Genomic DNA, 26,575 nt, shown 5'->3' with positions numbered 1-26,575 from the left:
GTCATCTTTGTTATAACCCGCATAGGACATTATCTTAAATGTTGAGGTGGAATCACAGATGGATAAAACGATTTCGGTTATTGGAATGCCAATGGATTTAGGACAAGCACGACGCGGAGTGGATATGGGCCCGAGTGCCATCCGGTACGCTCATCTGATCGAGCGGCTGTCAGACATGGGGTATACGGTTGAAGATCTCGGTGACATTCCGATCAACCGCGAAAAAATCAAAAATGACGAGGAACTGAAAAACCTGAATTCCGTTTTGGCGGGAAATGAAAAACTCGCGCAAAAGGTCAACAAAGTCATTGAAGAGAAAAAATTCCCGCTTGTCCTGGGCGGTGACCACAGTATTGCGATCGGCACGCTTGCAGGCACAGCGAAGCATTACGATAATCTCGGCGTCATCTGGTATGACGCGCACGGAGATTTGAATACACTTGAAACTTCACCATCGGGCAATATTCACGGCATGCCGCTCGCGGTCAGCCTTGGCATTGGCCACGAGTCACTGGTTAACCTTGAAGGCTACGCGCCTAAAATCAAACCGGAAAACGTCGTCATCATTGGCGCCCGGTCACTTGATGAAGGGGAGCGCAAGTACATTAAGGAAAGCGGCATGAAGGTGTACACAATGCACGAAATCGACCGTCTTGGCATGACAAAGGTCATTGAAGAAACCCTTGATTATTTATCAGCATGTGATGGCGTCCATCTGAGCCTTGATCTGGACGGGCTTGATCCGAACGACGCACCGGGTGTCGGAACCCCTGTCGTCGGCGGCATCAGCTACCGGGAGAGCCATTTGGCTATGGAAATGCTGTATGACGCAGGCATCATTACCTCAGCCGAATTCGTTGAGGTTAACCCGATCCTTGATCACAAAAACAAAACAGGTAAAACAGCAGTAGAGCTCGTAGAATCTCTGCTAGGGAAGAAGCTGCTGTAATAAGAAAACCCCCGCACCCGCGGGGGTTTCAGCGTGTCGACAAACCCTCGCATTCGTTGTCAGGCCTGCGCTTCGGTGCTCACGAATTCCAAACATTCGCTGCGCTCCAATGCTCGTTCTTCCTAGACTTCAAGGGTTTTCAATCACGCTGAAAAAAAGATGAAAGAATCCTAAAACTACAAACCGTTTTAGGATTCTTTCGTTAAATTGAACCCCCGCACCCGCGGGGGTTTTTCATTTATCCAATCATTTTCTCAGCGACTTTCATTTCCTGTGAATGGGTTTGATGGTCTGCAATAAACCAACCTGATAAAATCACCGCTGCGACGCCTGCGCCAATCAGAAATCTTTTCATTTATATAACCTCCGTTCGTTTAATCAGTTCTTCAATCTGTAATGCTTCATAAAAAAAGTGGGCAGCTTCTTTGTAAAGCTCAAGTTCCCTATACCGTTCGCCAGCCAAAATGGAAAGTTCTCTTACACTGTCATACTCTTTCTCGGACAACAAGTCATCCATATGTTGTTTGCATAAGTGAAACGTTTCCGCATGACCCCCTTCTGCATAAATGGCATATAAAATGTCTATTTTTGCCTCACATATTCTATTCGGCTCAGCAGTCAATTTTTCCTTCACTTCTTGGTAATAAGATAAGGCCTGTTCTTTCTTTTTGATCTTAAACAGCTCTCGTATCAGCAAGTAGACAGAATGATAATAATAGGCGGAGCGGGCATACTCATCGTTCCGTAGAGCCTCCTCTAATTTCGAAACCGCTTCTTCTGATTTGCCGCTTTGCGCATGAAGAAGGCCGAAGTTATGCAAAAGCTGGGCTTCAAAAAAATGATCCTCTAATTCACTCGTGATCCGAATTGCTTCGTCCAAATAAGCCTCAGCTTCTTCAAACTGGCTCATCTCTGTAAAATTGCCTGACATGGTAATCAGTGCTGAAGCCAGCTTCTTTTTATAATCTGTCTCTTCCCTGAATGTTTTGACTGCTTGCCGTGTATGATTGAGGGACACAATATTTTGTCCCAGCTTATAATAGAGCTTACCGACCTTCAGGTGAAATTCGGCTTTTTCAATCGGATCGGGAATGTTGTCGAGATACTGCTCTGCATCTTTATACAGCCCAATGGCAATGTCATAATTATTTTTATAGGCCTCATACATGCCTTCAAACAGAAAAAAGTAATATTTCAGCATGTCAGACGTAGCATTCATATGAGAAGGCTCCTCATGCTGAAAGCCCTGTCCTCTCGCCTCGTGAAGCAAAACCTTGTGGCGCAGTTCCAATAAGGAGAAGTAGGCAAGCACCTCCTGATCCTCTTCCATGTCATCCAATAAAGGCTTCACTTCTTCAAATAAACGGGAGGATTCTTCAACTTCATGTTTCTTGATGGCAAGGTACCAATCGTTGAGCATGCTAGCGATTTCTGCGGGTGCGATCTTATTCATGTGAAACTCCTTTCTCTAGTGACTTATCAATCTCAGTTGCTTATTCTGATAGTAACACCTCTTTCTATTTTATGTAAAATCCTCTAGTCAATATATGAAGGAGAGATGATATGACAATCATGCTGACCCCAATGCAGTCAGAAGAATTTCGGTCTTATCTCACATACACAACAAAGCATTACGCGGAAGAAAAGGTAAAAGCGGGAACATGGCTGCCTGAAGATGCACAGCTTTTGTCTAAGCAGGCGTTTACTGATCTGCTTCCGAGAGGGCTGGAAACACCCCATCACCATTTGTGGAGCCTCAAGCTGAATGAAAAGGATACCGTTGGCTGGCTCTGGATACATGCTGAACCGGAGCATCCGCAGCAGGAAGCGTTTATTTATGATTTCGGGTTATATGAACCGTATCGGGGAAAGGGCTACGCAAAGCAAGCATTGGCGGCATTAGATCAAACGGCACGCAGCATGGGAATCCGCAAGCTGTCCCTTCATGTCTTTGCCCATAATCAGACGGCGCGAAAGCTATATGAGCAAACCGGATTTCAAGAAACAGACGTAGTGATGAGCAAGAAGCTTTAACGAAAAGGGCCGATAAAGGCCTTTTTCTGTAAATGATTTCTAAAAATTCTGTAAATAACCTAGTTACTTTCCTTATTTTCCTAATATAATGTGGGTGAGGAAATTACCTTTCCTACACTCACAAGAAAAGAGGAGATGTAATGAAGTTGAAGAAACGAGTGTCGATGTTTTTGGTAGCGCTTACAATGTGTGGCGGCCTGTTTGTTTCTCCCGCCAAAGCCGTAAAGACCACAAATTATGCTGAAGAAATTGCCGCACTGCAGCCAGGCACGACACCGGAAGAAATCATGAAATCTGCCAGCCAGATTGCCAAACAGCAGCACGTAAAGCAGGACGTTATCCTAAAACAGTTCTATAAGGAAATCACGGCTGATAAAGCAGAAGGAGACCGGCTCGCCAAGGAAAGCGGCATGTCTATCATGGGCGGGTCGTCCGGCACGAAAAAACTCCCGACAAGCGCGAAAGGCAATATCTATTACACGAACTCCTACACAGCCTACTACAATCATGGCCACGTCGGCATGTACTCCGCTGCTGACAAAATTGTTGAATCTGTCCCGGGCGACGGCGTCAGGCAGATCGCTTATAATGCCAGAGACGTGGAAGACAACTCCATTGTGCAAACCGTCAGCGTATCCTCATCTCAAAAAACAGCTGCTGCCGACTGGGCGGTATCAAAAGTCGGCGACCCATACTCATTTAACTTCGTCAATAACAGAAATACCGGCCATGACGGCGCCAAAAACTGTTCAAAGCTCCTATGGTCTGCCTTTTTGCTAAAAGCAGGGATTGATATAGACAGCAACGGAGGCTTAGGCGTGTATCCGCGCGACATCACAAGTTCTTCGTATACGACAACTATCATGACCATTTACTAAGGAGAAGGCTATGAAAAAGTGGATGATTACCATCGCCATGCTGATTCTCGCAGGAATCGCACTATTTGTCTTCATTTCTCCTCTCAAAAGCCATAAAACCGTAAGTCAGCAGGATCTCAGAAACCCCGATTTCCTGGATGACAAAGAAGTCCTGCTGTATTTTTCATCCTCTGCAGATCAAGATGCATTTGGCGGCGGGAAAAGCTACGCCCTGTTTATCAGCCAGGACGGGACGCTGTCTTCCTTTAAGATGAAGGGCCTTGAGCTGGGCTCAGCCGAGGTTCACGGCGACAGTGTGATGCTGGAGGACAAAAACAAAATTTATACGATCAAAAACGGTCTGCGCTCCCATAAAAGAACCTATCAGCACACAGGCGACAGCGCAGACTTTCTGCAAAACACGGACGGCTTTTACACCTTATACAACTCCGGCTACGACAAAAAGAAAGAAGGATACCGCTCAGAGCTGTACCGCCAAATGGACGGAGAGTGGAAAAAAGACGTCATCCCCTACTACATCCGAGCCTCCGGTTTTCATGACGGCGCCATTTACGCACTCGTCCCGACAGCTGACGAAAAAGGCTATGAGCTCCTTCAGATTCAAGCGGATCAGAAGAAGCTCACTTATCACACGATAACGGAATGGCAGTACCGGGAAGGAGCCTCAGTCGAATCCCAGCTTGCCGTGGACGACCAAGCTGTGTATGTCATGGTTCGCGGCCAAAAAGCCCACAATCTCTATCAAATGGTCAAGATTAACAAAAAAAGCGGCAAAGTAGAGCTGCATGACATCGCCGAATACAAAAACGACGAACAAACGATATACAGCTCCATGCCCTTCAGCTTTAAAAACAGCTTTTTCCCTTATGACGGGAACCTGTATTTCATTGACGGCTTCGGAAAGGTACACAAAATTGATGCCAAGACAGGAAAAACAAGCATCGCCTTCACCTTTTCCCAGGACAAAATGAAAGCCGATTTCAAAGAAATCACCCAAAAAGGCAGCAGCCTCTATTTCTTCACATACACGTATAACAAGCCTGCCTACATTGAACAGTACAGCCTGAAAACCGGAAAGAAAATGAAAGAAAAAGAGATTGGGAAGGTAAAGGATGTCGTGACGCCGAAGAGTCATTTGAAGCTGTATGATGTTGAGGTGATGAAGAGGTTTTAGGGCAAGGAGGGTAGTATGGGAGCCATCGCCGTTTTATTTATCGTTTTTGGTTTTCCGCTCATCGCAGGTGTATTTGGTATAGCGGGTCATTTTTTATTTAAGAGATTTTGGGTGGCACCGCTCATCGTCCTTATCGCGAGCTTGATATTGTTAGTTACGTTAGCTTCGGGCAATAGCTCATTCATGTTTTGGGTTGTTATATATACGGCGATTGCGTTAGTAACCAGTATTGTCACATTATTTCTCAGGAAATTTTTTAATTGATCTCTAATTATAAAGAGACTGGTGTGAAGTCTCTTTTTTTGTTGAACCGAAGTTTGCAGAGATTTTGGGTATGGTTTAGAAACGAATCTAAAGGAGGGATTACATGCGCACCAAACGGGTTATTCTTCTGGCAGTAATGATCAGCCTGGTTTCGGCCATTACTGTCTTCCTGTTAAATGGATGTAAAGTCGACTTCTTAGACATCGGCGGAACCATTATTGGCTGCTTTCTTGGCATATTTGTTGTTATAAGAACACAGAAAAAACAGTCGTGAGAAAGGGAAAGAGTCATGCCGAACCGAAGTCATGTTCAAGGACGGAGAGTCCAAACACATGAATGGGGGGAATGGCGTTGACAGGAAACAAAACGGTTGTGTACAAAGGCAAAGGGACTGTAGCGGTGGAGGATATCGGTTATCCGGAGTTAATCTTGAGGGACGGGCCTGGCGTCCCAAAGGCGAATGTGAATCGAAAATGTGAGCATGGGGTTATTCTCAAAGTCATTACAACCAACATATGCGGAAGCGACCAGCATATGGTCAGAGGCCGCACAACGGCGCCAGAAGGCTTGGTGCTCGGACATGAAATCACCGGAGAAGTCATTGAAACGGGGCGTGATGTCGAATTTATCAAAAAGGGCGATATCGTATCCGTTCCTTTCAATATTGCCTGCGGACGCTGTGTGATGTGCAAAACGCAGAAAACGCATGTGTGCCTGAATGTCAATCCGGATCGGCCGGGATCTGCTTACGGCTACGTCGATATGGGCGGCTGGATCGGCGGCCAGTCTGAATACGTCATGGTGCCATACGCTGACTTTCAGCTTTTGGTATTCCCTGATAAAGAACAGGCGTTAGAAAAGATTCTCGATTTGACCATGCTGTCCGACATTTTCCCGACCGGCTTCCACGGAGCTTACACAGCGGGCGTGCAAACAGGTTCAACCGTTTACATCGCGGGAGCGGGTCCTGTCGGCTTGGCAGCTGCACACTCCGCTCAGCTCCTTGGTGCCTCTACCGTGATTGTCGGAGATCTGAACGAAGACAGACTGGCACAGGCGAGAAGCTTCGGCTGTGAAACGGTCAACGTACAAAAACACGACCGCCTCGGCGAGCAAATTGAACAAATACTAGGTGAACCGACCGTTGATGCCGCAGTGGACTGTGTCGGCTTTGAAGCATCCGGACACGGCAATCAAGGTGAAGCGCCTGCCGCCGTGCTGAACTCAATCATGGACGTCACCCAGGTCGGAGGCAGCCTTGGCATTCCAGGCTTATACGTGACCGAAGATCCCGGCGCAAAGGATGCGGACGCCAAAACAGGCTCACTAAAAATCCGCTTCGGTCTCGGCTGGGCCAAAGCCCACACCTTCGTCACCGGACAAACGCCCGCCATGACATACAACCGCAATTTGATGAAAGCGATTCTGAGCGGTAGAGCGCAAATCGCAAAAGCAGTCAACGCCACCGTCATTTCTCTGGACGACGCGCCAAAAGGCTACAGCGACTTCGACAAAGGCGCAGCCAAAAAATTCGTCATTGACCCGCATGGAACACTGAAGTAAAAGAAAAAGCCGGACGTTCTCAGAACGCCGGCTTTATTGCTGGTAATCCGTTTCTTCAAAGCGGTTTCCCTTTTCATCCTGTACAATGAATTCCCCTTCGATTTTGTCCAGTCCAATCAAAATATAAGGGTTTTTCTCATTTGCCGTAGGAGCAGGTTTTCGTTTCACAGTTACAATCGTTTCTTTAGGTGAGAATTTGACACCTGACACCTCAAGCTTCTTATCTTTCTCGCTGCTTCCGAGAGACACAATAACCATCTTTCTCCCTTCTAAAATGGTGAAGACTTGATATCCTTTTACATCATCATGCATTTGAAGGTAATTAGCGTATATTTCTAAGTCTGGACTGCCTTCACCGATTCGATCCTTCTCCAACACCCAATAAGACGGCTGACACCCAGCAAGCAGCAGCATGATCACAAAAAGCCAAACCCATCTAAAGCGCAAATGCAGACCTCCCCACACATCGGTTACATCCAAACTAACACACGAGCGGAATAGAGTCATCAACAGCTTGTTTGTCGAATTGTGGATAAAACTCAGCCCGAAGCACTACTAACATGTGAATAAATAGGTTATATTGAGAAGAGAACAATTGTAAAAATGGAAGAAAACATCGGAGGATTTGAACATGAAACAAACGTATTATTCCTGTGAAGAACACATCGAAACCGTGCTGGATATGTACATAGACGATCACGAGCTGCCACCCGAAATCAGAAAAATCGAACATACTAACAGTTTATCCACAGCCTGTGAATTATGTGGAGACCCCGCAGTATATATAGTGGGGAACGAATGATCTTACACAAAATACAGAAAAGATATCCACAATTGTGGACAACATATATGAATAACTTGTTTTTAAAGTGGGGATGACCTGTGAATATCAATATTGTGACAATCGGAAAACTAAAAGAAAAATACCTCAAGCAAGGCATTGAAGAATACACCAAACGACTTTCGGCCTACGCAAAAATCGACATCATCGAACTCCCGGACGAAAAAGCGCCGGAAAACCTAAGCGACCAGGACATGAAAATCATAAAAGACAAAGAAGGCGACCGCATCCTATCCAAAATCAGCCCCGACGCCCACGTCATCGCCCTCGCCATCGAAGGAAAAATGAAAACATCCGAAGAACTAGCCGATACAATAGATAGGCTGGCTACATATGGAAAAAGCAAAGTCACCTTCGTCATCGGCGGATCACTCGGACTGAGTGACGCGGTGATGAAGCGAGCGGATGAAAAGCTGTCGTTTTCGAAAATGACGTTTCCCCATCAGTTGATGCGTCTTATTTTAGTGGAGCAGATTTATCGGGCTTTTCGGATTAATCGTGGAGAGCCGTATCATAAGTAAGTGAGGTTTTTTATATCATTAAATCCATTAGAAAAATTATATAAAAAGTAATTTATTGTTTACTAAATTAGTTTTACAATAAAATTAACAATTTATTTAGACAGGAAGTGTTTAAGTGGCTTATTCAGATTGGAAAGAAATTAAAGTAGATGTTTCGGATATATTACTTGATTATGAAAACCCTAGAGTTTTCATAGATGATTCTACACAAGAAAATCTATTAAGATTCTTAGTAGATGAAGATGAATCAATTGAATTAGCTAATCAAATATATTTAAATAGAGGATTACCTTTAGCTGAAAAACCGGTTGTAACTTTAGAACAGGACAAGTATATTGTTTTAGAGGGTAATAGAAGAATTTCTGCATGTAAATTATTGCTCAATCCTCAATTACTTACGAATAAAGAGACAATTAAAATACCTAAGATAGATACTGAGATGGAAAACTATCTCAGGAATTTTCCGGTTGTTTTAGCTCCAGATAGAGATTCTGCAGAAGCGTTTATCACACTACGCCATTCTGGAGATAGAAGTGTAAAAAAATGGTCTACTATAGCTTCTACTAAGAGGTTTGTTAATAGATATAGAAAAGGAGAGTCTATTAATCATATAGCTAGAGTGCTTAATGAAAAAAATGCCGATGTAAGAAAAGGTATAAGATTTTTCTTTTTCCTTGAGTTTATTAGAAATGAGATAGAATGGAATGAAGAAGATAAACAAAAATTAGAGATTTATAAGATGGAAACAACAAAGTTAGACAGATTTTTGCCATTTTCAAAAAAGGCTAAAGATATTTTGAAGATTGACTTCACTCCCGACCAATATATAAAGACTGAGTTACCTATGGAAATATTTAAAGCAGCTCTGAAAAATATAGTTAGTCGAATTTATTTAAAAAATGAAATTGACACTCGTACAAATATGAATGTTGTTTTTAACTCGGAAATTATAGAAATGTGCAAATTACCTTTAATGAATAAAGGAGATGGTAATACCACTGTAAATGAATCTATAGGAACAAAAGGAACAGGTTCAACAGCAGGAACCGAAGAAGAGCCTATAGGAGCAAAAGGAACAGGTTCAACAGCAGGAACTGAAGAAGGACCTATAGGAACAAAAGGAACAGGTTCAACAGCAGGAACTGAAGAAGGACCTATAGGAACAAAAGGAACAGGTTCAACAGCAGGAACCGAAGAAGGACCTATAGGAACAAAAGGAACAGGTTCAACAGCAGGAACCGAAGAAGGACCTATAGGAGCAAAAGGAACAGGGCCAACAGCAGGGACCGAAGAAGGACCTATAGGAGCAAAAGAAACAGGGCCAACAGCAGGAACCATTAGGTCGGCTAATGACGTAGGGAGGTATGTTAACCTTACAGGAGCGTACCCATTTACGAATAAATATCAAAAAAATAAAAGAATCAATACGTTACTTAAAGAAATAAAGAGTAGTAAATATAAAGAAAATAGAATGGGTTCTATGTACCTAATACGATCATTGCTTGAAACATACACTCATGAGTATATAGATTACTTTGTTAAAGACGATATGAAAGAGTACAGAATAAAAGGGGTCGCCAGGGAAAGAACAAAGCGCTCTCAAAAATTAAGAGAGCTTATATATAATAATATTAAAGATCATCTGAAAAAATTCTATCCACAATATGAAGAAGAGATTGAACTTATAGAAATTACTTTTACTGAAAATAATAATGCAGCTGCTACTAGAATTATTAATTTCTATATCCATTCTCAGACCCAGGTGCCTGATTATCAGGAATTATTGGATGCTTGGAAAAAAGTATCAACGATTTTAAAGTGTTTGGATGAAATTTTATTCACCAATATGTCCTTGTTGGACTAGAAGGAGGAAGGACAATTGCCAAGGACACTGTCTCCACTTAGATACCCGGGGGGGAAAACTCAATTATATAAGTTTGTAAAAAATTTAATTGAGCAAAATAATATTTACTTGCCGATTTATGTTGAACCTTTTGCTGGTGGGGCAGGATTAGCAATTGAATTACTATTAAATGGCGATGTAGATTCAATTATAATTAATGATTTTGACAAATCAATATATAGTTTTTGGAGTTGTATTCTTTATGATACAAATAATTTTATAAGTTTAATTGAAAATACTCCAATTAATATAGATGAATGGGAAAAACAGAAAGAAATCTATAATAATCAACTAAATTACAGCAAACTCGAAGTGGGTTTTGCTACCTTTTATTTAAATCGAACTAATCGTTCTGGAATAATTAAAGGAGGTCCCATTAGTAGAAATGATAGTGGGAAATATAAATTAGACTGTCGTTTTAATAAGGTTGATTTAATTAATAAGATCAGACGTATTTCATCAGTTAAAGAAAAAATTAACCTTTATAACCATGATGCAATACATCTAATAAAACACGTTCTTCCTAATTTTCCAAAGAATCGACTTTTTATATTTTTTGACCCCCCTTATTATAAGCAAGGAAAAAACCTGTATACAAATTTTTATGATCATGATGACCATCAAGAACTTTGTTACGAAATTAAAGGAATATCTGATAGCCATTGGATAACAACCTACGATTTTAATGAGGCTATAGCTGATCTATATAAGGATTTGCCTAAAAAGGTGTATCAACTTCATTATTCAGCAAATCGGAAAAGAAAAGAAAAAGAATTTCTATTTCATAACTTAAAAACCAAAGTAGATTCATTTGACAAAGTTCAATTTTTAGAATATTAGTTGAGTTGGTCGGTGGAATGACCAACTCTATTTAAAATATGATTTATTTTTTAAAAATTAAGTTTGAAGAGGAGATAGATTAATAATAAAAAATTCTTAAGAGGTCAGAAAAACGTTCATCTTAGTGTTGGAACAAAGCGCTCTTTATGCGGACAGTTAATGTTATTTTTGGCCGAGGAAAAGCTAACAAATGTTTCGCTTCTTATTTTGTGATGTGGAATAAATCGATAGTGGAAATAAAAGGGTGTAAACTACTGTGAACTAAGAGGGAAAATAGAACAGAAAATCTAATTGTGACTAAAAATAAAAAATAGAATCAGTCTTTTAGAAAGATTAATAGCTTTAACAAAAGAAACTTTTTACGATGTTTGGTCTCATGGTGGAAAGACATTCCATGATATGTATGTAGATACTTTTTAAGAGTGTTTTTGTGACGTGAATATTTTAAGAAACTTTGTTGATATTAAGTAAGTATTACATAGAAGGAAATTTAAAGAGAAAAGAGCAAATATTTTTGTAGTACTACTGCCTCAATAATGTGCTCTAATATTTTGCACTTGTTACTGCTATAGTACTTCGAGTTTGCTTTTATTTTATGACTATGGCAAAGATCAGCAAACCTGTTAAGTGTATGGATTTTAGTTGTAATTTGACATTTTCTCGTAATTTTTCTTTTAGAATATGACCGATAAGAAGTCTTTCACGGTAGCGTGTTTTATTAGTTTCGCATAGTAGTACTTATGGTGTTTAGAACGTCCCTAGCTCTCAACGCTTACTATGTCATGCAGTGTTCTCCATTCACAAATTGTATGGTGGGAATGCCGAAGTATTTCCCTAGTTTCCTTCTGAAAATATGTTTAGTTTTCCATCTTTTAAATACCATTTTAATCCATGAAAAAACTCCCCCAAGACAAACAGATTTTTTTCATCTGTCTATCTTTAGGGGATCATATCTTAATCTCTGAACCCCACACCCCTCACTTCATATACCGATACTCCCGCAAACTCTCCAAAATAGCAACCTCCTGAAGCAGCTCTTCACCAACATTCGTTTCCTTTACTTTCTTCCGCTCAAGTTCTTTGTCCACTAATCGTTTCACCGTTAAGACGTCGGTTCCGGTGCTTAGGACTTCTGCCTTGGAGTTGAAGTGTTTATGGGCGACGAGCTGCATGCCGTAGGAGTTGTATAGCAGCGTGTAGCCGGCGATGCCTGTTGTGGATTGGTAGGCTTTGGAGAAGCCGCCGTCGATGACGATCATTTTTCCGTTTGCTTTGATTGGGTCTTCTCCTTCGATTTCTTTTACAGGTGTATGGCCGTTGATGATATGGCCATGATCTGGATTGAGGCCGAATTCTGCCAGGATGTTTCGGCAGGTTTCCTCGTCTTCGCGTAAATAATAATACGGGTTTTTCTTTTCTTTATGCGTTTCCTTCTCTTTAATGAAATAGCGCTCAAATGTTGTCATGGCGCGTTTTCCAAAGAGGGAGGAATACTCTCCTGTCCATAAATACCAGGCCATATCTGTCGCCAGGTCATCGGTTTCTTCCGGGTGGGCAAACGCTTCTCGTAAGAACCGTTCAAATACATCGAGCAGCTCACGGCCCGCATAGGCTTTATCCTCAATCATCATCGTTTCCATATTGCCGTTTTCATCAACTGGAATACAGCCATGAATTAACAGGTTGCCGTTATATTTTAAATAAAGGCTGCCTTTTTTCATCATAAAATTCATATGTCGGCCCAGCTTTTCGGAATGCTGGACAGAGAATAGCAGCTTGTCTATGACTTCTGCTTCTTCTTCTAATAGCTGATCTGGCTGCTCCGGATTAATCGTCGCAAAGCAGGTGTTTTCCAGTTGATATGTTTTTCCGTTCAGCGTGATTTCATTTTTGTCATAGTCTATTTTCTCTAATAACAGCCGCTCTTCCATATTAAAGTTCGGCCGTCTCTTGATAATCGGGCTCTCAAGCTTGAATTGGATCATCGCAATCGCTTGATGGATTTTGGTGATTTGCTTAATCTCATCCTCTGGCCTGTTGTCGTCTGCTTTTGGACGGAACGCTGGATTATCGTCATAATATTTTTCGGCCAGGTTCAGCAGCGGTCTCAGATTGATGCCGTACACATCCTCAATAATATCCAGGTTGTCGTAGCGGGCACAGATGCGGATAATATTGGCCAGGCAGACTTTAGAACCGGAATAGGCGCCGATCCAAAGGACATCGTGATTTCCCCACTGAATATCGACAGAATGATAGTTGATCAGTTCTTCCATAATTCTATCCGGCTGCGGTCCGCGGTCGTAAATATCGCCGACCACATGCAGATGGTCGACCACCAATCGCTGAACGCTGTAAGCAAGACCGGTGATCAGCTTATCGGCTTGGCCAAGTTCAATGATCTGATCAATGATTTCGGAGTAATATTGCTCCTTGTTGCCAGCTTGTTCTGTTTTGTATAACAGCTCCTCCGTAATATAAGCAAATTGGGCAGGCAGTGCTTTGCGCAATTTGGAGCGGGTATACTTGGAGGAGCAATATGAAACGAGCTTAATCATTCGATGAATCGTTTCTTTATACCACTCGTTTAACGCTTCTTTCGCATCAAAGTCATGTTTGATTAACTTCAGTTTGTCTTCCGGATAGTAGACCAATGCTGCTAATTCATCGATTTCTCTATCGTAAATGACACCGCTGAAAATGTCGCGTATCTTCTCTTTGACTCGTCCTGAACCATTGCGCAGCACGTGCTGGAATGCCTGATACTCTCCGTGCAGATCACTGACAAAATGCTCGGTGCCCTTTGGCAGGTTCAATATCGCTTTCAAATTGATGATTTCTGTTACCACTTTTTCTTCACAATCGTATTTTTGTGCGAGTAGATCTAGGTACTTGCTTTCCAAAACCGTCCATCCCCTTTTTAGAATAAACCCCTATTTATGAGCATGTGCATGATAAGGTGAATTTAAAAGTATGACATTATTTTTAAACATTGGACCTTTATATGATAGTACCGCATAACTGCTTTTATAGACAATTAAAACGAGAGAAAGAGGTGCCAAATGGGGTAAGCAAGAGCTTAAAACAGCTTTTCATTACAGGTTGGTTTAGGGTAAGATTGTTTGCCTCATTTCATCCACTTAAAATCTTTATATCCCTTAACTAGTGTAGTCAATATTGATGTTTTACTTTTCATTACGAAGCTTTAAATCAAACTATGGCCTTTCATTCGGTATAGCTTAGAGGGGCTAGAGGACTATAGGCTTTATATACCAAGAATAGTGACATTTTTCAGATTTTTTAGGTACAATATATTGACATGTATTGAATCATATAGAATAATTGGTTTATATTAGAAAAGGAGGAGGGATAATATGAAAAAGGAAAACACTAACAATGAGACTGTGAAAAACTTAGAATTTAAGGGTCTATTAGATGAATCACAAAAGTTAGCAAAAGTGAATGATCTTTGGTATTTTGTAAAATCAAAAGAAAATCGCTGGATTCTTGGAAGTGGTCATTAATTAGAGGGGTACAAAGGAGAGTCTAACTCTCCTTTACCATTTGTTGGGGGATATTTCATGTATAATAAAACAGTATCAATCAATTTAGATTCAAGGTGTAATGCATCCTGTGACCATTGTTGTTTTTCTAGTTCACCAACTTCAACAACCAGGATGGAAAAAGAATACATAAGAGAGTTAGTAACTGAATTTGCAAAAAACAAAACCATTCAAGTGATTTCTTTTACAGGTGGGGAAGTTTTTTTAGATTATAAATTTTTAAAAGAACTAATGGAAATCATTAAACCATATGAAAAACAAATAACGTTGATCTCTAATGGATTTTGGGGTTTGAGCAAGAAAAAGGTCCAGGAGTACTTTCATGATATGAATTCTTTAAATGTGATAGCACTGACTATAAGTTATGATGAGTACCATGCTCCATTTGTCAAGTCTTCCAGTATTAAAAACATATTAGAACATAGCAGGAAATACCCTGATATCGATATTTCTCTTAATATGGCAGTTACCAAAGACAAAATGTCCAACCATATTTTAGAGGAATTGGGGGATTCAATCTTAGGTGTAAAGATAACAAAATTTCCAATGATATCAGTTGGCGCTGCTAAAACCAGAATTAAGCAAGAAAACATACATAAATTTTACAGTCTTGAAGATGAAGATTCCTTACATTGTCCCGGATATGACATTGTATATCATCATGATGGAGAAATTTATCCATGTTGTTCCCCTGCTATTTTTGAAACGAAAATAACCCTAAGGGAAGAATATAACCAAAGTTTCGAAAGAACCGTGGAAAAGTTAAATTCCAATTTGCTATTATTTATTCTTAGAAAAGAAGGATTCAAATGGTTTTTGAATATTTTAAAAGAGAATAACAAGATAGAGGAATTTGACATTCCTTATGAATTTTCCTCTATTTGTGGAGTTTGTGGTTCCTTATTCAACTCTGCAGAAAAAATAAACTACTTCTATCCTTATATGGAAAAATACTATAATGAAAATTTTAAAGTATGAAGATGAAAAATATGAAGTGCTTGTGCAAAACAACGTATTTATAAAAGACAAAAAAAGCGGAGAATACTATAAAAATAGTTTAAATTCTCTGTCAGATGAACAATTATTACGTTTTAAAATATATAAAGAGAAAGTATCACCAAAGTTTTTTTATCTGTTCTTATCCTTTACGGCTCTCATGTTCATATTAAATTATATTCATTTAATAAAATTGCAAAATGGATTGTCCTCAGTATTTTACGGCTGGAAAATGTGGATAATTATAGTTATTTACTTTATAATGAATATAGTGCTTCATGAACTGGGACATATTTATTCCTTAAAATTTTTCGGGAAAAACTTTGATAAAGTGGGATTCAAACTGAATTTTTATGTATTTCCTGCTTTTTATGTCCAATTGAATGAAACCTACATGCTATCAAGAAATGAAAAGATAATCGTTCATTTATTTGGCTTGTTTATCAATTATCTTTTAATAAATACATTAGAATTAATAAATCAATTTACATTTTCCAGTGAAGCATTAACTATGGCATTTATGCTTTTCTCGTCTACTTTATTGTGGAACTTAATTCCAATATTGAATTCTGATGGTTACAAAATTCTTTTAGCTTTTCTGAGCTTAGATGAATATAGCCGTTTTAAGACAAATCATTGGTTAGTTCTTACGATTCAAATTATAGGGATTGGCCTTGCAGTGAATTCAGTTGTACATTGGATATTATATATTGTAAACTAGAGTAAAAGATCTCCAGATTAGCCATCCAAAAACATTTCTTGCGCTTCCGGATCGGAAACGAAAGAGGTACCTCAAAAGCTTAGACATTAGTAACAAATCACAAGGCAGAACATTTTATTATTATGCAAATATTTCCTAGGAGTATGTATATGAATATAGCGAATTACACTTTAAAAGTGAAAGGCAAAACGTTACTTCAGGACACCGACTTGCATTTTTCGAGCGGGAAAATTAATCACGTTGTCGGAAAAAATGGAGTCGGTAAATCACAGCTTGCTAAAGACTTTTTGTTGAATAATAGCAAAAGAATCGGCAGAGATATTCGTCAAAATGTTTCTTTAATATCCAGCTCGTCGAATATACCTAATGATGTTTCTAAGGACTTTTTATTACACTTTTTGAGTAAAAAATTTGATGCAAAAATGATAGATAAAATCGCACATTTACTTAATCTGGATAATATTGATGGAAAAGTTCTGATCAAAAATTTGAGTGATGGACAAAAGCAAAAATTAAAATTGCTCAGTTTCTTATTAGAGGATAAAAATATTATTGTTTTAGATGAAATAACGAATTCATTAGACAAAAAAACGGTTATAGAGATTCATGGCTTCTTAAACAAGTATATTCAGGAGAACCCCGAGAAGATTATCATCAACATTACACATGATTTGTCTGATTTAAAGGCGATAGAAGGGGATTATTATATATTTAATCACCAAGAAATTCAACAATATCATTCAGTGGATAAATTAATTGAAGTGTATATAAATGAGTAATAAAACAGTGGGGGCTTGAGATGAAATTAGAGTTTAAAAAGAGTATTAGCAACAAAGTTATCATTATTTTAGGAGCAATGTTTGTATTTTTATTTTTGCTGGGTTATTTTTTACTTGTTGGAATTGATAAAGTCAGCAATGTTACACCTGAAATGTTTTTCTTTAGCTCCTATACTGTTGCGACCCAGTTTGGTTTGATGTTATTTTCATTTGTTATAGCTTTCTTTATTAATAGAGAGTATTCAAACAAAAATATTCTCTTTTACAAGTTAATTGGAGAGAACATCTATACTTTCTTTTATAAAAAGATAGCTGTTTTATTTTTAGAATGTTTTGCATTTATAGCGCTAGGCCTGCTAATCATATCGTTGATGTACCATGATTTTTCGCATTTTGCATTATTACTTTTTTTATTTTCTGCAGTTATACTGCAGTATATTCTAATTATCGGAACGATAAGCATGTTATGTCCTAATATATTAATTAGTATAGGTGTCAGTATCGTTTATTGGATGACTTCTGTTATCTTAGTAGCTATAAGCAATAAAACGTTTGGTTTCATTGCTCCTTTTGAGGCAGGTAACACTATGTATCCTCGAATAGAAAGAGTGCTGCAATCTGATAACATGACACTTGGGAGTAATGATGTTTTATTTATTATTTTGTATTTAGTTTCAATTATTATCATAAATGCGATTATCCTTCGCTTTTCTAAAACTAGATGGATCAAAATGGGCATTTAATAAAGGAAGCTACTTCACAATGAAGTAGCTTTTTATGTGCACCTATATATCATTAACATCAAGATTAATGCATGTGACTGGCTGAGTTTGTTAAGGGAAGGATGTTTTTCTGTTTGCATCGCCCAAACTATTATTGTTTTTCTTTCACCATCTTTACAAAGAGGAAAAAGATAATGAATACGATAAAGTAGTTCATTGGATTCTTAATGATGCTCATCTCTAGTGAAATTTGTAAGAGTATCCAGAGCGCAAAGATGGCTAGTATGGCAGGAATGATAATTTTGTACATGTCGACCACCTTCCGTAGTGAAGCAGCCCTATAATAAAAAACTATTAGCCTGCACCACAAACTGCGACTGCTTATAATTATACGAAATCTTCGAGTAATCAAACGGCTGCCCATTTGTCAGGTGAAAAATACTTTCTATATACAGCTTCGGCAGTCCAGCCTCTAATCCCAAATATTCCGCTTCTTCCTCATTAAGCTGGCCCACGTGCAGAAACAAATCAGAAAAACCAATCTTCAACCCCAGTCCTTCCCGGATGTAATGGAAGATGGAGTGGGAGACGATTTCGTTGTTTAAATACGTCACGATGGATTTGGTGTAATAGGATTCTTCGTAGCAAAGGGTCTGGCCGTTGATGTAGCGGACCCTTTTGACATAGTAGATGTCCTCGTCCATTCCGATGTTCAGGTTTTCCGCCGCTTCCGGTGTTGGCTTTCTCACGTCCAGTTCGATGACTTTTGAGGTGACGTTGAAATCCTCGAGATCTTTTTTAAATCCCTGATTCGACAGAAGGCTGATATAGCCTTTTCGTTTATGTTTTCTGACGAAAATGCCGCTTCCTCTGACCTGAAAGATCGCGCCTTTTTGCTCTAATAGCTCGAGGGACTTTGTGATGGTGCTTTTGCTGACTTCAAACTGGGCCATGAGGGTTTCTAGGACTGGCAGTTTGTCTCCCTGCTGAAGCTGGTGTTCTTCTATATATGTTTCAATTTCCGTTGCGATTTGCTGGTATTTTAACATACGCATTCCTCATTTATTCGTTTAGTTTCACTTGTCAAAATTATAGCATAAACCGCTTACAATGATAGTTAGTGCGTAAATATTTTGTTTTGGCATTGATAAATTATACCGGTACAATTATAATGAAAGCGTAACCAAAACAAAGGGGTGGGTGAAAATGTCGGGGAAAGTGAGAGATTATACGAGACTAGCAAAAGACATTTTAGAGGCCGTAGGCGGGGAAGAGAATGTGATTGGGGCTTCTCGCTGCGCTACCAGACTTCGATTGGTGCTGAAGCGGTCTACCCCTAAAGCGAAGGATATCGTGAAATCGATGCTACCATCCCGGCGTCATTACGGTTGTCATGGTTGCGCCTACAAAGCATGCGATTGGCCTGCGTTCAGCGTCCGGCGTCGAATTGCTTGCGCACATCGGGCTGGATACGGTGACATTAGGCGGCACGCCTTTTTCCTTGAAGGTAAAAGAAGGCGATACCGTCAAAAAAGGCGAAGTGCTTGTTGAGTTTGATAAGCTTTCATTGAAGAGATTGAGGAAAGTGCATTACATCAAAAAATATTTACAGTCGTAAGCTGAGGAGGAATTAAACATGGGAAACATGCCAAAGGATTTTTTATGGGGCGGTGCTTTAGCTGCCCACCAATTTGAAGGCGGATGGAATCAAGGCGGTAAAGGGCCGAGTGTCGTCGATGTGATGACAGCGGGTGCGCACGGCGTGCCGAGAAAAATCACTGACACGATTGAAGAAAACGAATTTTATCCAAACCATGAAGCCATTGATTTCTATCACAGATACAAGGAAGATATCGCTTTGTTTGCGGAAATGGGATTAAAATGTCTGCGGACGTCCATCGGCTGGAGCCGGATTTTTCCGAAAGGCGATGAGGCTGAACCGAACGAAGCTGGTTTGCAGTTTTATGATGATGTGTTTGATGAATTGCTGAAGCATGGGATCGAGCCGGTCATTACCCTGTCTCACTTTGAAATGCCGCTGCACCTGGCAAGAGAATATGGCGGCTTCAGAAACCGGAAAGTCGTGGACTTCTTCGTCAACTTCGCAGAGGCTTGCTTTACCCGTTACAAAGATAAAGTGAAGTACTGGATGACATTTAACGAGATTAACAACCAAATGGATGTGAACAATCCGTTGTTCCTATGGACGAATTCAGGTGTTGTGGTTGACGAAAACGAAAACGCCAAGGAAGTCATGTATCAAACGGCGCACCATGAATTAGTGGCGAGCGCATTAGCTGTGGCAAAAGGAAAAGACATCAATCCAGAGTTCCAGATCGGGGCCATGGTATCACATGTGCCGATTTATCCTTTCTCCTCCAATCCTGAAGATGTGATGCTGGCTGAAGAAGAAATGAGGCAGCGCTATTTCTTCCCTGATGTACAGGTTCGCGGTTATTATCCAAGCTACGCGTTGAAGGAATTTGAACGCGAAGGCTACAACATCACATTCGAAGACGGCGATGATGAGATTTTGAGAAACGGAACCGTCGATTACTTAGGCTTCAGCTATTACATGTCAACAACTGTTAAAAGCGATGTGAAAAATGATAACACTGGCGATATTGTAAATGGCGGCTTGCCGAATGGTGTCGAAAATCCGTACATCACTTCGAGTGACTGGGGATGGGCGATTGATCCAACCGGGCTGAGATATACGTTAAATCGTTTTTATGACCGATACCAAATCCCGTTATTCATCGTTGAAAATGGCTTTGGCGCAGTGGATACGCTGGGGGAGGACGGCAAAGTTCATGATCCGGAACGCATTCAATATTTAAAATCGCATATTGAAGCATTGGAAAAAGCGGTCACTTACGACGGTGTTGATTTAATCGGCTACACGCCGTGGGGCATTATTGATATTGTCTCCTTCACAACTGGCGAAATGAAAAAACGCTACGGCATGATCTATGTTGATCGTGACAATGAAGGAAACGGATCCATGAAGCGGTATAAGAAAGATTCCTTTGAGTGGTACAAAAATGTCATTCAAACAAATGGCGAGGAACTATAAGAAGCTGGCCCGAATCGAGCACTTTTACCGGAGTGCCTGGTTCGGGTTTTTGATATGATCCGACCCGATATCCAATAATGGGAATAGATTACTAGCGCTGATTGTATGTTATGATTTCACCTGTAAGATCCTTTTTTGTATAATTTAATATTAGAATGGAAGAAAGGGAGAGAGTTTGTGAGTAAAAAGGGATGAAAGCGGGTGTCCGGCTGAAGTTTTAAGATCATGATAGAGTTCCCTAAGCAAATCTCCTGAAAAAAATTTGGCGAGGAAGGGGCAACATCACATTGAAAAACATTTTAATAAGAGCTGGCATATCACCATTTGATACATTTAATGCAGCTGAAATGATTGTTCGCAACTCCATTGGCGGCAACGTAGGAAACCTAGTATATGCCTACAGTGTGTTTCGCACGCTGATGACAGAAGGAACGACGATTACTCCTGATTATTATCGGATTAATCCAGCGGATGCTGAACAAATTAATAAAAATTATGATATGTATATTATTCCGCTGGCAGATGCATTCCGCGAGGATTTCGTGCCTTCTTTACGGAAATATACCCAATTAATTAAGAAACTAACCATTCCGGTTGTTGTGATTGGTGTTGGTTTGCGGGCTCCGTTTGAACCAAAATTAAATGAAGGTTTTCCTTTTGATGAGGATGTAAAAGCGTTTGTAAGTGCTGTGCTGGAGAGATCAAATATGATCGGTGTCCGGGGTGAAATTACAGCGAAATACCTTTCCAGATTAGGCTTCCGTGAAGGCATTGACCATACGGTGATTGGGTGTCCTTCTATGTATGCGTTTGGCAGAGAACTGAAGATAAGAGAAACTAATATCACAACAGAATCTATGGTGACGGTTAACTCATCAAGGCTGTCTCCAAAGCATGTGCTGGACTTTATTACGAGAAGCATGAAAGAGTTCCCGAATCATTACTTTATCCCGCAATGGCGAAAAGAAATGATTCTGACGTATGCGGGTGCGCCTGCGCTAGCGAAGCCTGCTGATAATTATCCGGTCAGCATGGAAGACCCGGCTTATCAGAATGATAGAGTCCGATTCTTTTTAAATGTGCCGACTTGGCTGGATTTCCTGAGAAAAGCTGATTTGAGCTTTGGCGCAAGGCTGCATGGAAATATCGCAGCGACGATTGCCGGTACACCGAGCCTGTTGCTTCCGAAAGATGCCAGAATGCGTGAATTAGCTGAGTACCATCAATTAACGCATGTCATGGCAAATGAGATAACCGATCAGACAAAACTGTCAGAATTAATTGAAACACTTGATTTTCATCAGCCTGAGAAACGGCAAGCGCAAAACTTTGACCATTTCATCAGCTTCTTGAATCAAAATGAATTAGACCATATTTATAAAGAGAAAGCGATTCCTGATACCGTTCCTTTTGACGAAAAACTATCTAAGACGAAGCTTCTTCCGCCTGTGACTACAGTTAGCGGCTGCAGTTCCACAGAAACAGCGAAACGCTGGGAAGCGCTGATGGCATTAGAAAATGCCAAAAAGGAAAAAACCATTAAAGATCTGAAAAAAAAGGTCAAAAAGTATCAGGGCACGTTAAATAGAAAATCAGTGCGTATCGCTTTAAAAACAGCAAATATGCTGAGTGTGAAGTGACCATTCACTAACATTACAACTATATTACAGTTGTATAAAACTTGCAATATTTTTGGAATAAAAAAGAAAGCCGCAATGCTGCCAATCTGGCAATATTGCGGCTTTCTTATATTAGTTACGGATTAGGTAATCAAACGCGCCGAGGGCGGCAGTTGCACCTGATCCCATAGAAATAATAATTTGGTTGTACGCACTGTCTGTGCAGTCGCCGGCAGCAAATAAGCCTGGTACGCTTGTTGCGCCGTGTTTGTCGACAATGATTTCGCCCATGCGGTTGCGTTCAACCGTTCCTTCTAACCATTCTGTGTTTGGCACGAGACCGATTTGGACGAATACACCTTGAAGTTCAACGTGTTTTTCTTCGCCTGTTTCGCGGTCTACATATGTGATGCCGTTAACGCTCTGATCACCTGTGATTTCTTTTGTTTGTGCGTTTTTCACGACAGTAACGTTAGGCAGGCTGTAGAGACGTTTTTGCAGGACTTCGTCTGCTTTCAGTTCCGGCGCGAACTCTAGCACAGTAACATGATTCACAATACCTGCTAGATCAATCGCTGCTTCGATACCAGAGTTTCCGCCGCCGATTACCGCAACGTCTTTGCCTTCAAACAATGGCCCATCACAGTGCGGGCAGTATGCGACACCTTTGTTTTTGAACTCTTGTTCACCGGGGACGTTGACATTGCGCCAGCGTGCACCTGTTGAAAGGATCACTGTTTTACTTTTCAGGACAGCGCCGTTTTCGAGTTCAAGTTCGAACAGATCTTTTTTCTCAAGGCGTTTCGCACGCTGAAGGTTCATGACATCAATATCATATTCCTTCACATGCTCTTCAAGACTTGCCGCAAGCTTCGGCCCTTCCGTCGCTTTGACGCTGATGAAGTTTTCGATGCTCATGGTGTCGAGAACCTGTCCGCCGAAGCGTTCAGCGACAACCCCAGTGCGGATGCCTTTACGTGCAGTGTAGATCGCTGCACTTGCACCAGCAGGTCCGCCTCCGACAACAAGAACGTCAAACGGCTCTTTGTCAGCAAACTCAGATGCATCTGCGCCGCTGCCCATTTTCGCAAGGATTTCTTCAAGCGTCATACGGCCGCTTCCGAAGGATTCGCCATTCAGGTAAACGGTCGGCACTGCCATGATGTTTTTGCTTTCAACTTCTGCTTTGTATGCTGCACCGTCAATCATCGTGTGCGTAATGTTCGGATTCAGCACGCTCATCATGTTTAAAGCTTGTACAACATCAGGACAGTTGTGGCATGTCAGGCTGATATAAGATTCGAAGTGGTATTCACCGCTGATCTTCTTCACCTGATCAATGACTTTTTGGTCCACCTTAGGCGGTCTGCCGCTCACTTGGAGCAACGCCAACACTAATGATGTGAATTCGTGGCCCAGAGGGATACCAGCGAAAGTTACGCCAGTGTCTTCTCCGACACGATTGACACTGAAGCTTGGCGTTCTGTTTAATTCAGCTTTTTCAACTGAAATTTTCGATGACATGGAAGCCAGCTCATCAACGAGAGCCAGCATGTCCTTTGAAATGTCATCTTCGCCTGCGCTAACTTTGAGAACAATGTCATTCTCAATTAGCTGCATATATTGATTTAATTGTGCTTTGATATTTGCATCAAGTACCAATTGAATGCACTCCTTAGATTTTACCTACTAGATCAAGGCTAGGTGTAAGAGTTTCTCCGCCTTCTTCCCATTTCGCCGGGCAAACTTCACCTGGGTTTTGACGAACGTATTGAGCTGCTTTTACTTTGTTTACAAGGTTGCTTGCGTCACGGCCGATACCGCCTGCATTGATTTCTACAGTTTGGATGACGCCGTCTGGATCGATGATGAATGTTCCGCGGTCAGCAAGACCAGTTTCTTCGTCAAGAACATCGAAGTTGCGAGAGATTGTTTGAGATGGGTCACCGATCATTGCGTAAGTGATTTTGCCGATTTTTTCAGAGCTGTCATGCCAGCCTTTGTGTACGAAGTGAGTATCTGTAGAAACAGAGTATACTTCAACACCTAATTCTTTAAGAGCAGCATATTGTTCTTGAAGATCTTCAAGCTCAGTTGGGCATACGAAAGAGAAATCTGCTGGGTAGAAGCAGAATACGCTCCATTGGCCTTTCAAATCTTCGTTTGTTACATCGATGAATTCACCGTTTTTGAATGCTTTTGCTTCGAATGGAAGTACTTCTTTACCGATTAAAGACATAATGTATATTCCTCCTAAAAATGTATTAGAAAGCATATTCGCTTTCAATAATAATTCTAATTATATATGAATTATTAATTAATATATATTTTTTGTCAAGCGATAACCTACTTTTTTTCAACTTACTAAAGGTGTGACAGGTAGGATTTAGGTATTTCTTTTATAACAGATGAGATGATTGATATGGGTTGATTCTCAATTAGACAAGGTTTTCAGGGACTTTTGTAAATCAGAATGACAGGCCGTTTTGGCATTTGAACATTTTATGACACCATGGGCAAGGGCAAAGGACAATGGCCAAGAGCAGAATAGAACGGAACAGCAAGCTGCTGTCACCTGATGATGGGGATTGTTTCTAGCTATTATTGTATCACTGTTTATGATATTTAAAACATAACTTATGCCTTCTGTTGTTTGGGATAGAAGAAAAAAACACGGTTCAGTTGAAAACTGACCGTGTTTCTGATGACAGGTTATTCAGACCAATTCGTATGGAAAACGCCGTCCATATCAGTCCGTTCGTACGTGTGAGCGCCAAAGTAATCGCGCTGCGCCTGCAAGAGGTTCGCATTGGAACGCCCTGTGCGGTAGCCGTCGTAATAAGAGAGCGCGGTAGTTAAGCATGGGAAAGAGATTCCGGTGCTGATACCCTCGCAAACGACTTTTCGCAGGCCTGTTTGATAGGCATGGAGCTTATCTGTGAAATAAGGCGCAATCAGCAGGTTAGCCAGATTTGGCTGCTCACTGAATGCTTCGCTGATCACGTTTAGGAAATCAGCGCGGATGATGCAGCCGCCTCGGAAAATCAAGGCAATGTCTTTGAGCGGCAGATTCCAGCCGTAAAGCTCAGATGACATCTTATATTGGGCAAAGCCTTGTGCATAGGCGCATACTTTCCCCATGTAAAGAGCCTGTCTGACGTATTCAATCCAGGTGTCTTTATCCAAGTGTTTTTCTTCGGATTCCGGGCCTGCTAATACGTCTTGAGCTGCCATCCGTTCTTCTTTTAAGGATGACAAGTAGCGGGCGAACAAGGACTCTGTGATGATCGTGGACGGGATGCCGTTATCAATCGCCTGCATGCTCGTCCATTTCCCAGTGCCTTTTTGTCCGGTTTTATCAAGGATGACATCGATCAGAGGCTGTCCTGTTTTTTCGTCTTTTTTGCGTAAAATCTCAGCTGTAATCTCTATTAAATAGCTTTTCAGCTCACCTTGATTCCATGTTTCAAAAATAGATGCAATTTCATCTAGCGGCAGACGAAGCGTTTCTCTTAGAAACGTATACGCTTCTGCAATCAGCTGCATGTCTGCATATTCAATGCCGTTGTGCACCATCTTTGTAAAGTGCCCTGCCCCTTTTGGTCCGATATAGACACAACAAGGGTCATCTCCGACTTGAGCTGCGATTTTCGTCAGGATAGGAGCGGCTTTCTCATAGACGTCGCGATCTCCGCCCGGCATGATGGAAGGCCCTGTTAATGCACCGACTTCACCGCCGGAAATGCCGACTCCCAGGTAGCCGATCCCTTTTTCCTTCAGCTCGTCATATCTTCTTTCTGTGTCTTCATAGTGGGAGTTTCCTCCGTCCATGATGACGTCGCCTTCTTCAAGCAAAGGCTTTAATGATTGGATGACGGAATCTACGGGTTTTCCCGCTGTGACCATCAAAAAGATTTTTCTTGGTTTTTCTAACGATTGAACAAAGTCCTCAAGCTCGTAATACGGGCTGAGAGATTGTCCATCCAGCTTTTGGACAAGCTGGTCCGTTAAATCTCTGGTGTAATTATAGACAGCGACGTTTTCACCTTTATTTGCCATGTTTAAGGCGATGTTGCTTCCCATTACGCCTAAGCCTATGACACCAATCGTATTGAACATGTGTTACAGCTCC

At 40.9% G+C, this 26,575-nt stretch carries 27 protein-coding genes and 1 pseudogene; 19 read left to right on the top strand and 9 right to left on the bottom strand.

Features of this window, described 5'->3' with window-relative positions:
• Positions 1-58 precede the first annotated feature (58 nt).
• Positions 59-949 carry an arginase gene (gene rocF, locus NST79_RS21025; protein ID WP_003226959.1) on the top strand — a complete coding sequence of 297 codons (891 nt, stop codon included), beginning with the start codon at positions 59-61 and terminating at the stop codon, positions 947-949.
• 238 nt (positions 950-1,187) lie between these two features.
• On the opposite strand, the gene NST79_RS21020 is transcribed toward rocF, so the two are convergent.
• Both NST79_RS21020 and rapG read right to left on the bottom strand, forming a co-directional pair.
• Positions 1,188-1,304 (bottom strand): Phr family secreted Rap phosphatase inhibitor, encoded by a 117-nt coding sequence (locus NST79_RS21020; protein ID WP_003226961.1) that lies wholly within the window; start codon positions 1,302-1,304, stop codon positions 1,188-1,190.
• Positions 1,305-2,402 carry a response regulator aspartate phosphatase RapG gene (rapG, locus tag NST79_RS21015; protein ID WP_015250819.1) on the bottom strand — a complete coding sequence of 366 codons (1,098 nt, stop codon included), beginning with the start codon at positions 2,400-2,402 and terminating at the stop codon, positions 1,305-1,307. It lies immediately after the preceding gene.
• A 110-nt stretch (positions 2,403-2,512) separates the two neighbouring features.
• On the opposite strand from rapG, the gene NST79_RS21010 reads away from it, so the two are divergent.
• From NST79_RS21010 to fdhA, 6 genes are all read left to right on the top strand, one after another.
• Complete coding sequence (locus NST79_RS21010) at positions 2,513-2,983, top strand: GNAT family N-acetyltransferase (protein ID WP_015250820.1); 471 nt, start codon at positions 2,513-2,515, stop codon at positions 2,981-2,983.
• A gap of 140 nt (positions 2,984-3,123) precedes the next feature.
• Positions 3,124-3,861, top strand: a complete 738-nt coding sequence (locus NST79_RS21005; protein ID WP_015715046.1) for a YiiX/YebB-like N1pC/P60 family cysteine hydrolase — start codon at positions 3,124-3,126, stop codon at positions 3,859-3,861.
• A gap of 10 nt (positions 3,862-3,871) precedes the next feature.
• Positions 3,872-5,035 (top strand): hypothetical protein, encoded by a 1,164-nt coding sequence (locus tag NST79_RS21000; RefSeq protein WP_212059500.1) that lies wholly within the window; start codon positions 3,872-3,874, stop codon positions 5,033-5,035.
• A 15-nt stretch (positions 5,036-5,050) separates the two neighbouring features.
• Entirely contained in the window at positions 5,051-5,299 is a 249-nt protein-coding gene (locus tag NST79_RS20995) for a DUF2651 family protein (RefSeq protein WP_212059501.1), read from the top strand.
• A gap of 103 nt (positions 5,300-5,402) precedes the next feature.
• Positions 5,403-5,573: a hypothetical protein gene (locus NST79_RS20990; RefSeq protein ID WP_212059504.1), complete on the top strand. Its 171-nt coding sequence runs from the start codon at positions 5,403-5,405 to the stop codon at positions 5,571-5,573.
• A gap of 62 nt (positions 5,574-5,635) precedes the next feature.
• Positions 5,636-6,862: a formaldehyde dehydrogenase, glutathione-independent gene (fdhA, locus tag NST79_RS20985; protein WP_212059506.1), complete on the top strand. Its 1,227-nt coding sequence runs from the start codon at positions 5,636-5,638 to the stop codon at positions 6,860-6,862.
• Positions 6,863-6,895: 33 nt separating this feature from the next.
• Here the strand turns inward: fdhA and NST79_RS20980 are convergent, their stop codons facing one another.
• Positions 6,896-7,309 carry a hypothetical protein gene (locus NST79_RS20980; protein WP_212059508.1) on the bottom strand — a complete coding sequence of 138 codons (414 nt, stop codon included), beginning with the start codon at positions 7,307-7,309 and terminating at the stop codon, positions 6,896-6,898.
• 184 nt (positions 7,310-7,493) lie between these two features.
• Here NST79_RS20980 and NST79_RS20975 point away from each other — a divergent pair, with 184 nt between their 5' ends.
• The 4 genes from NST79_RS20975 (at position 7,494) to NST79_RS20960 (ending at position 10,967) form a co-directional block, all read left to right on the top strand.
• Positions 7,494-7,664: a CxxH/CxxC protein gene (locus NST79_RS20975; protein WP_003236479.1), complete on the top strand. Its 171-nt coding sequence runs from the start codon at positions 7,494-7,496 to the stop codon at positions 7,662-7,664.
• A gap of 80 nt (positions 7,665-7,744) precedes the next feature.
• On the top strand, positions 7,745-8,224 hold the full coding sequence (gene rlmH, locus NST79_RS20970) for a 23S rRNA (pseudouridine(1915)-N(3))-methyltransferase RlmH (RefSeq protein ID WP_095430996.1): 480 nt from the start codon (positions 7,745-7,747) through the stop codon (positions 8,222-8,224).
• A 115-nt stretch (positions 8,225-8,339) separates the two neighbouring features.
• A complete protein-coding gene (locus tag NST79_RS20965; protein ID WP_339225792.1) occupies positions 8,340-10,088 on the top strand; it encodes a hypothetical protein in 1,749 nt (582 codons plus the stop codon).
• Positions 10,089-10,103: 15 nt separating this feature from the next.
• Complete coding sequence (locus tag NST79_RS20960) at positions 10,104-10,967, top strand: DNA adenine methylase (RefSeq protein WP_015715040.1); 864 nt, start codon at positions 10,104-10,106, stop codon at positions 10,965-10,967.
• Positions 10,968-11,944: 977 nt separating this feature from the next.
• Here the strand turns inward: NST79_RS20960 and fbp are convergent.
• Positions 11,945-13,870, bottom strand: coding sequence for a fructose-1,6-bisphosphatase (gene fbp / locus NST79_RS20955; RefSeq protein ID WP_212059881.1), 1,926 nt, complete (start codon positions 13,868-13,870; stop codon positions 11,945-11,947).
• Positions 13,871-14,341: 471 nt separating this feature from the next.
• On the opposite strand from fbp, the gene NST79_RS20950 reads away from it, so the two are divergent.
• From NST79_RS20950 to NST79_RS20930, 5 genes are all read left to right on the top strand, one after another.
• On the top strand, positions 14,342-14,491 hold the full coding sequence (locus NST79_RS20950; protein ID WP_014478520.1) for an epipeptide YydF family RiPP: 150 nt from the start codon (positions 14,342-14,344) through the stop codon (positions 14,489-14,491).
• Positions 14,492-14,548: 57 nt separating this feature from the next.
• Positions 14,549-15,508 (top strand): YydG family radical SAM peptide epimerase, encoded by a 960-nt coding sequence (locus NST79_RS20945; protein ID WP_003242609.1) that lies wholly within the window; start codon positions 14,549-14,551, stop codon positions 15,506-15,508.
• Positions 15,489-16,247, top strand: coding sequence for a zinc metalloprotease LiaK (liaK, locus tag NST79_RS20940; protein ID WP_339225791.1), 759 nt, complete (start codon positions 15,489-15,491; stop codon positions 16,245-16,247). Before NST79_RS20945 ends, liaK begins: the two co-directional genes overlap by 20 nt.
• 149 nt (positions 16,248-16,396) lie before the next feature.
• Complete coding sequence (locus NST79_RS20935) at positions 16,397-17,026, top strand: ATP-binding cassette domain-containing protein (protein ID WP_038429933.1); 630 nt, start codon at positions 16,397-16,399, stop codon at positions 17,024-17,026.
• A gap of 20 nt (positions 17,027-17,046) precedes the next feature.
• A complete protein-coding gene (locus NST79_RS20930) occupies positions 17,047-17,769 on the top strand; it encodes a peptide ABC transporter permease (protein ID WP_003226987.1) in 723 nt (240 codons plus the stop codon).
• 130 nt (positions 17,770-17,899) lie between these two features.
• Here NST79_RS20930 and NST79_RS20925 read toward each other — a convergent pair whose 3' ends face one another.
• The gene (locus NST79_RS20925; protein WP_212059285.1) at positions 17,900-18,058 is read right to left on the bottom strand and encodes a hypothetical protein; all 159 of its coding nucleotides are present in this window, start codon (positions 18,056-18,058) and stop codon (positions 17,900-17,902) included.
• A gap of 28 nt (positions 18,059-18,086) precedes the next feature.
• Positions 18,087-18,797, bottom strand: coding sequence for a GntR family transcriptional regulator (locus NST79_RS20920; protein WP_212059283.1), 711 nt, complete (start codon positions 18,795-18,797; stop codon positions 18,087-18,089).
• A 157-nt stretch (positions 18,798-18,954) separates the two neighbouring features.
• Between NST79_RS20920 and NST79_RS20915 the strand changes: the two are divergent.
• The 3 genes and pseudogenes from NST79_RS20915 (at position 18,955) to NST79_RS20905 (ending at position 22,464) form a co-directional block, all read left to right on the top strand.
• Positions 18,955-19,371 (top strand): annotated as a pseudogene (locus NST79_RS20915) (PTS glucose transporter subunit IIA).
• Between the two features lie 13 nt (positions 19,372-19,384).
• Complete coding sequence (gene bglA, locus NST79_RS20910; protein WP_044052412.1) at positions 19,385-20,824, top strand: 6-phospho-beta-glucosidase BglA; 1,440 nt, start codon at positions 19,385-19,387, stop codon at positions 20,822-20,824.
• 287 nt (positions 20,825-21,111) lie between these two features.
• Positions 21,112-22,464: a polysaccharide pyruvyl transferase family protein gene (locus tag NST79_RS20905; protein WP_212059281.1), complete on the top strand. Its 1,353-nt coding sequence runs from the start codon at positions 21,112-21,114 to the stop codon at positions 22,462-22,464.
• A gap of 111 nt (positions 22,465-22,575) precedes the next feature.
• Here the strand turns inward: NST79_RS20905 and ahpF are convergent, their stop codons facing one another.
• From ahpF to gnd, 3 genes are all read right to left on the bottom strand, one after another.
• Positions 22,576-24,105 carry an alkyl hydroperoxide reductase subunit F gene (ahpF, locus tag NST79_RS20900; RefSeq protein WP_017697262.1) on the bottom strand — a complete coding sequence of 510 codons (1,530 nt, stop codon included), beginning with the start codon at positions 24,103-24,105 and terminating at the stop codon, positions 22,576-22,578.
• Between the two features lie 13 nt (positions 24,106-24,118).
• Positions 24,119-24,682, bottom strand: coding sequence for an alkyl hydroperoxide reductase subunit C (gene ahpC, locus NST79_RS20895; RefSeq protein WP_015483942.1), 564 nt, complete (start codon positions 24,680-24,682; stop codon positions 24,119-24,121).
• Between the two features lie 473 nt (positions 24,683-25,155).
• Positions 25,156-26,562 (bottom strand): decarboxylating NADP(+)-dependent phosphogluconate dehydrogenase, encoded by a 1,407-nt coding sequence (gnd, locus tag NST79_RS20890; RefSeq protein WP_015715037.1) that lies wholly within the window; start codon positions 26,560-26,562, stop codon positions 25,156-25,158.
• Positions 26,563-26,575 lie beyond the last annotated feature (13 nt).

The sequence above is a fragment of the Bacillus sp. PS196 genome (assembly GCF_037963555.1).
GTDB lineage: Bacteria > Bacillota > Bacilli > Bacillales > Bacillaceae > Bacillus > Bacillus subtilis.
Note: the sequence above shows the minus strand (reverse complement) of the source record. Positions and strands in the feature narration are given on the sequence as shown.

Coding starts and splice junctions, on each gene's coding strand:
- NST79_RS20935 (WP_038429933.1), top strand. CDS start 16,397: ATGAATATAGCGAATTACACTTTAAAAGTGAAAGGCAAAACGTTACTT.
- NST79_RS21010 (WP_015250820.1), top strand. CDS start 2,513: ATGACAATCATGCTGACCCCAATGCAGTCAGAAGAATTTCGGTCTTAT.
- NST79_RS21000 (WP_212059500.1), top strand. CDS start 3,872: ATGAAAAAGTGGATGATTACCATCGCCATGCTGATTCTCGCAGGAATC.
- NST79_RS20945 (WP_003242609.1), top strand. CDS start 14,549: ATGTATAATAAAACAGTATCAATCAATTTAGATTCAAGGTGTAATGCA.
- NST79_RS20975 (WP_003236479.1), top strand. CDS start 7,494: ATGAAACAAACGTATTATTCCTGTGAAGAACACATCGAAACCGTGCTG.
- NST79_RS21005 (WP_015715046.1), top strand. CDS start 3,124: ATGAAGTTGAAGAAACGAGTGTCGATGTTTTTGGTAGCGCTTACAATG.
- ahpC (WP_015483942.1), bottom strand. CDS start 24,682: ATGTCTTTAATCGGTAAAGAAGTACTTCCATTCGAAGCAAAAGCATTC.
- rocF (WP_003226959.1), top strand. CDS start 59: ATGGATAAAACGATTTCGGTTATTGGAATGCCAATGGATTTAGGACAA.
- NST79_RS20930 (WP_003226987.1), top strand. CDS start 17,047: ATGAAATTAGAGTTTAAAAAGAGTATTAGCAACAAAGTTATCATTATT.
- fdhA (WP_212059506.1), top strand. CDS start 5,636: ATGGGGGGAATGGCGTTGACAGGAAACAAAACGGTTGTGTACAAAGGC.
- NST79_RS20990 (WP_212059504.1), top strand. CDS start 5,403: ATGCGCACCAAACGGGTTATTCTTCTGGCAGTAATGATCAGCCTGGTT.
- NST79_RS20925 (WP_212059285.1), bottom strand. CDS start 18,058: ATGTACAAAATTATCATTCCTGCCATACTAGCCATCTTTGCGCTCTGG.
- NST79_RS21020 (WP_003226961.1), bottom strand. CDS start 1,304: ATGAAAAGATTTCTGATTGGCGCAGGCGTCGCAGCGGTGATTTTATCA.
- liaK (WP_339225791.1), top strand. CDS start 15,489: ATGAAAATTTTAAAGTATGAAGATGAAAAATATGAAGTGCTTGTGCAA.
- NST79_RS20920 (WP_212059283.1), bottom strand. CDS start 18,797: ATGTTAAAATACCAGCAAATCGCAACGGAAATTGAAACATATATAGAA.
- bglA (WP_044052412.1), top strand. CDS start 19,385: ATGGGAAACATGCCAAAGGATTTTTTATGGGGCGGTGCTTTAGCTGCC.
- gnd (WP_015715037.1), bottom strand. CDS start 26,562: ATGTTCAATACGATTGGTGTCATAGGCTTAGGCGTAATGGGAAGCAAC.
- rapG (WP_015250819.1), bottom strand. CDS start 2,402: ATGAATAAGATCGCACCCGCAGAAATCGCTAGCATGCTCAACGATTGG.
- NST79_RS20950 (WP_014478520.1), top strand. CDS start 14,342: ATGAAAAAGGAAAACACTAACAATGAGACTGTGAAAAACTTAGAATTT.
- NST79_RS20995 (WP_212059501.1), top strand. CDS start 5,051: ATGGGAGCCATCGCCGTTTTATTTATCGTTTTTGGTTTTCCGCTCATC.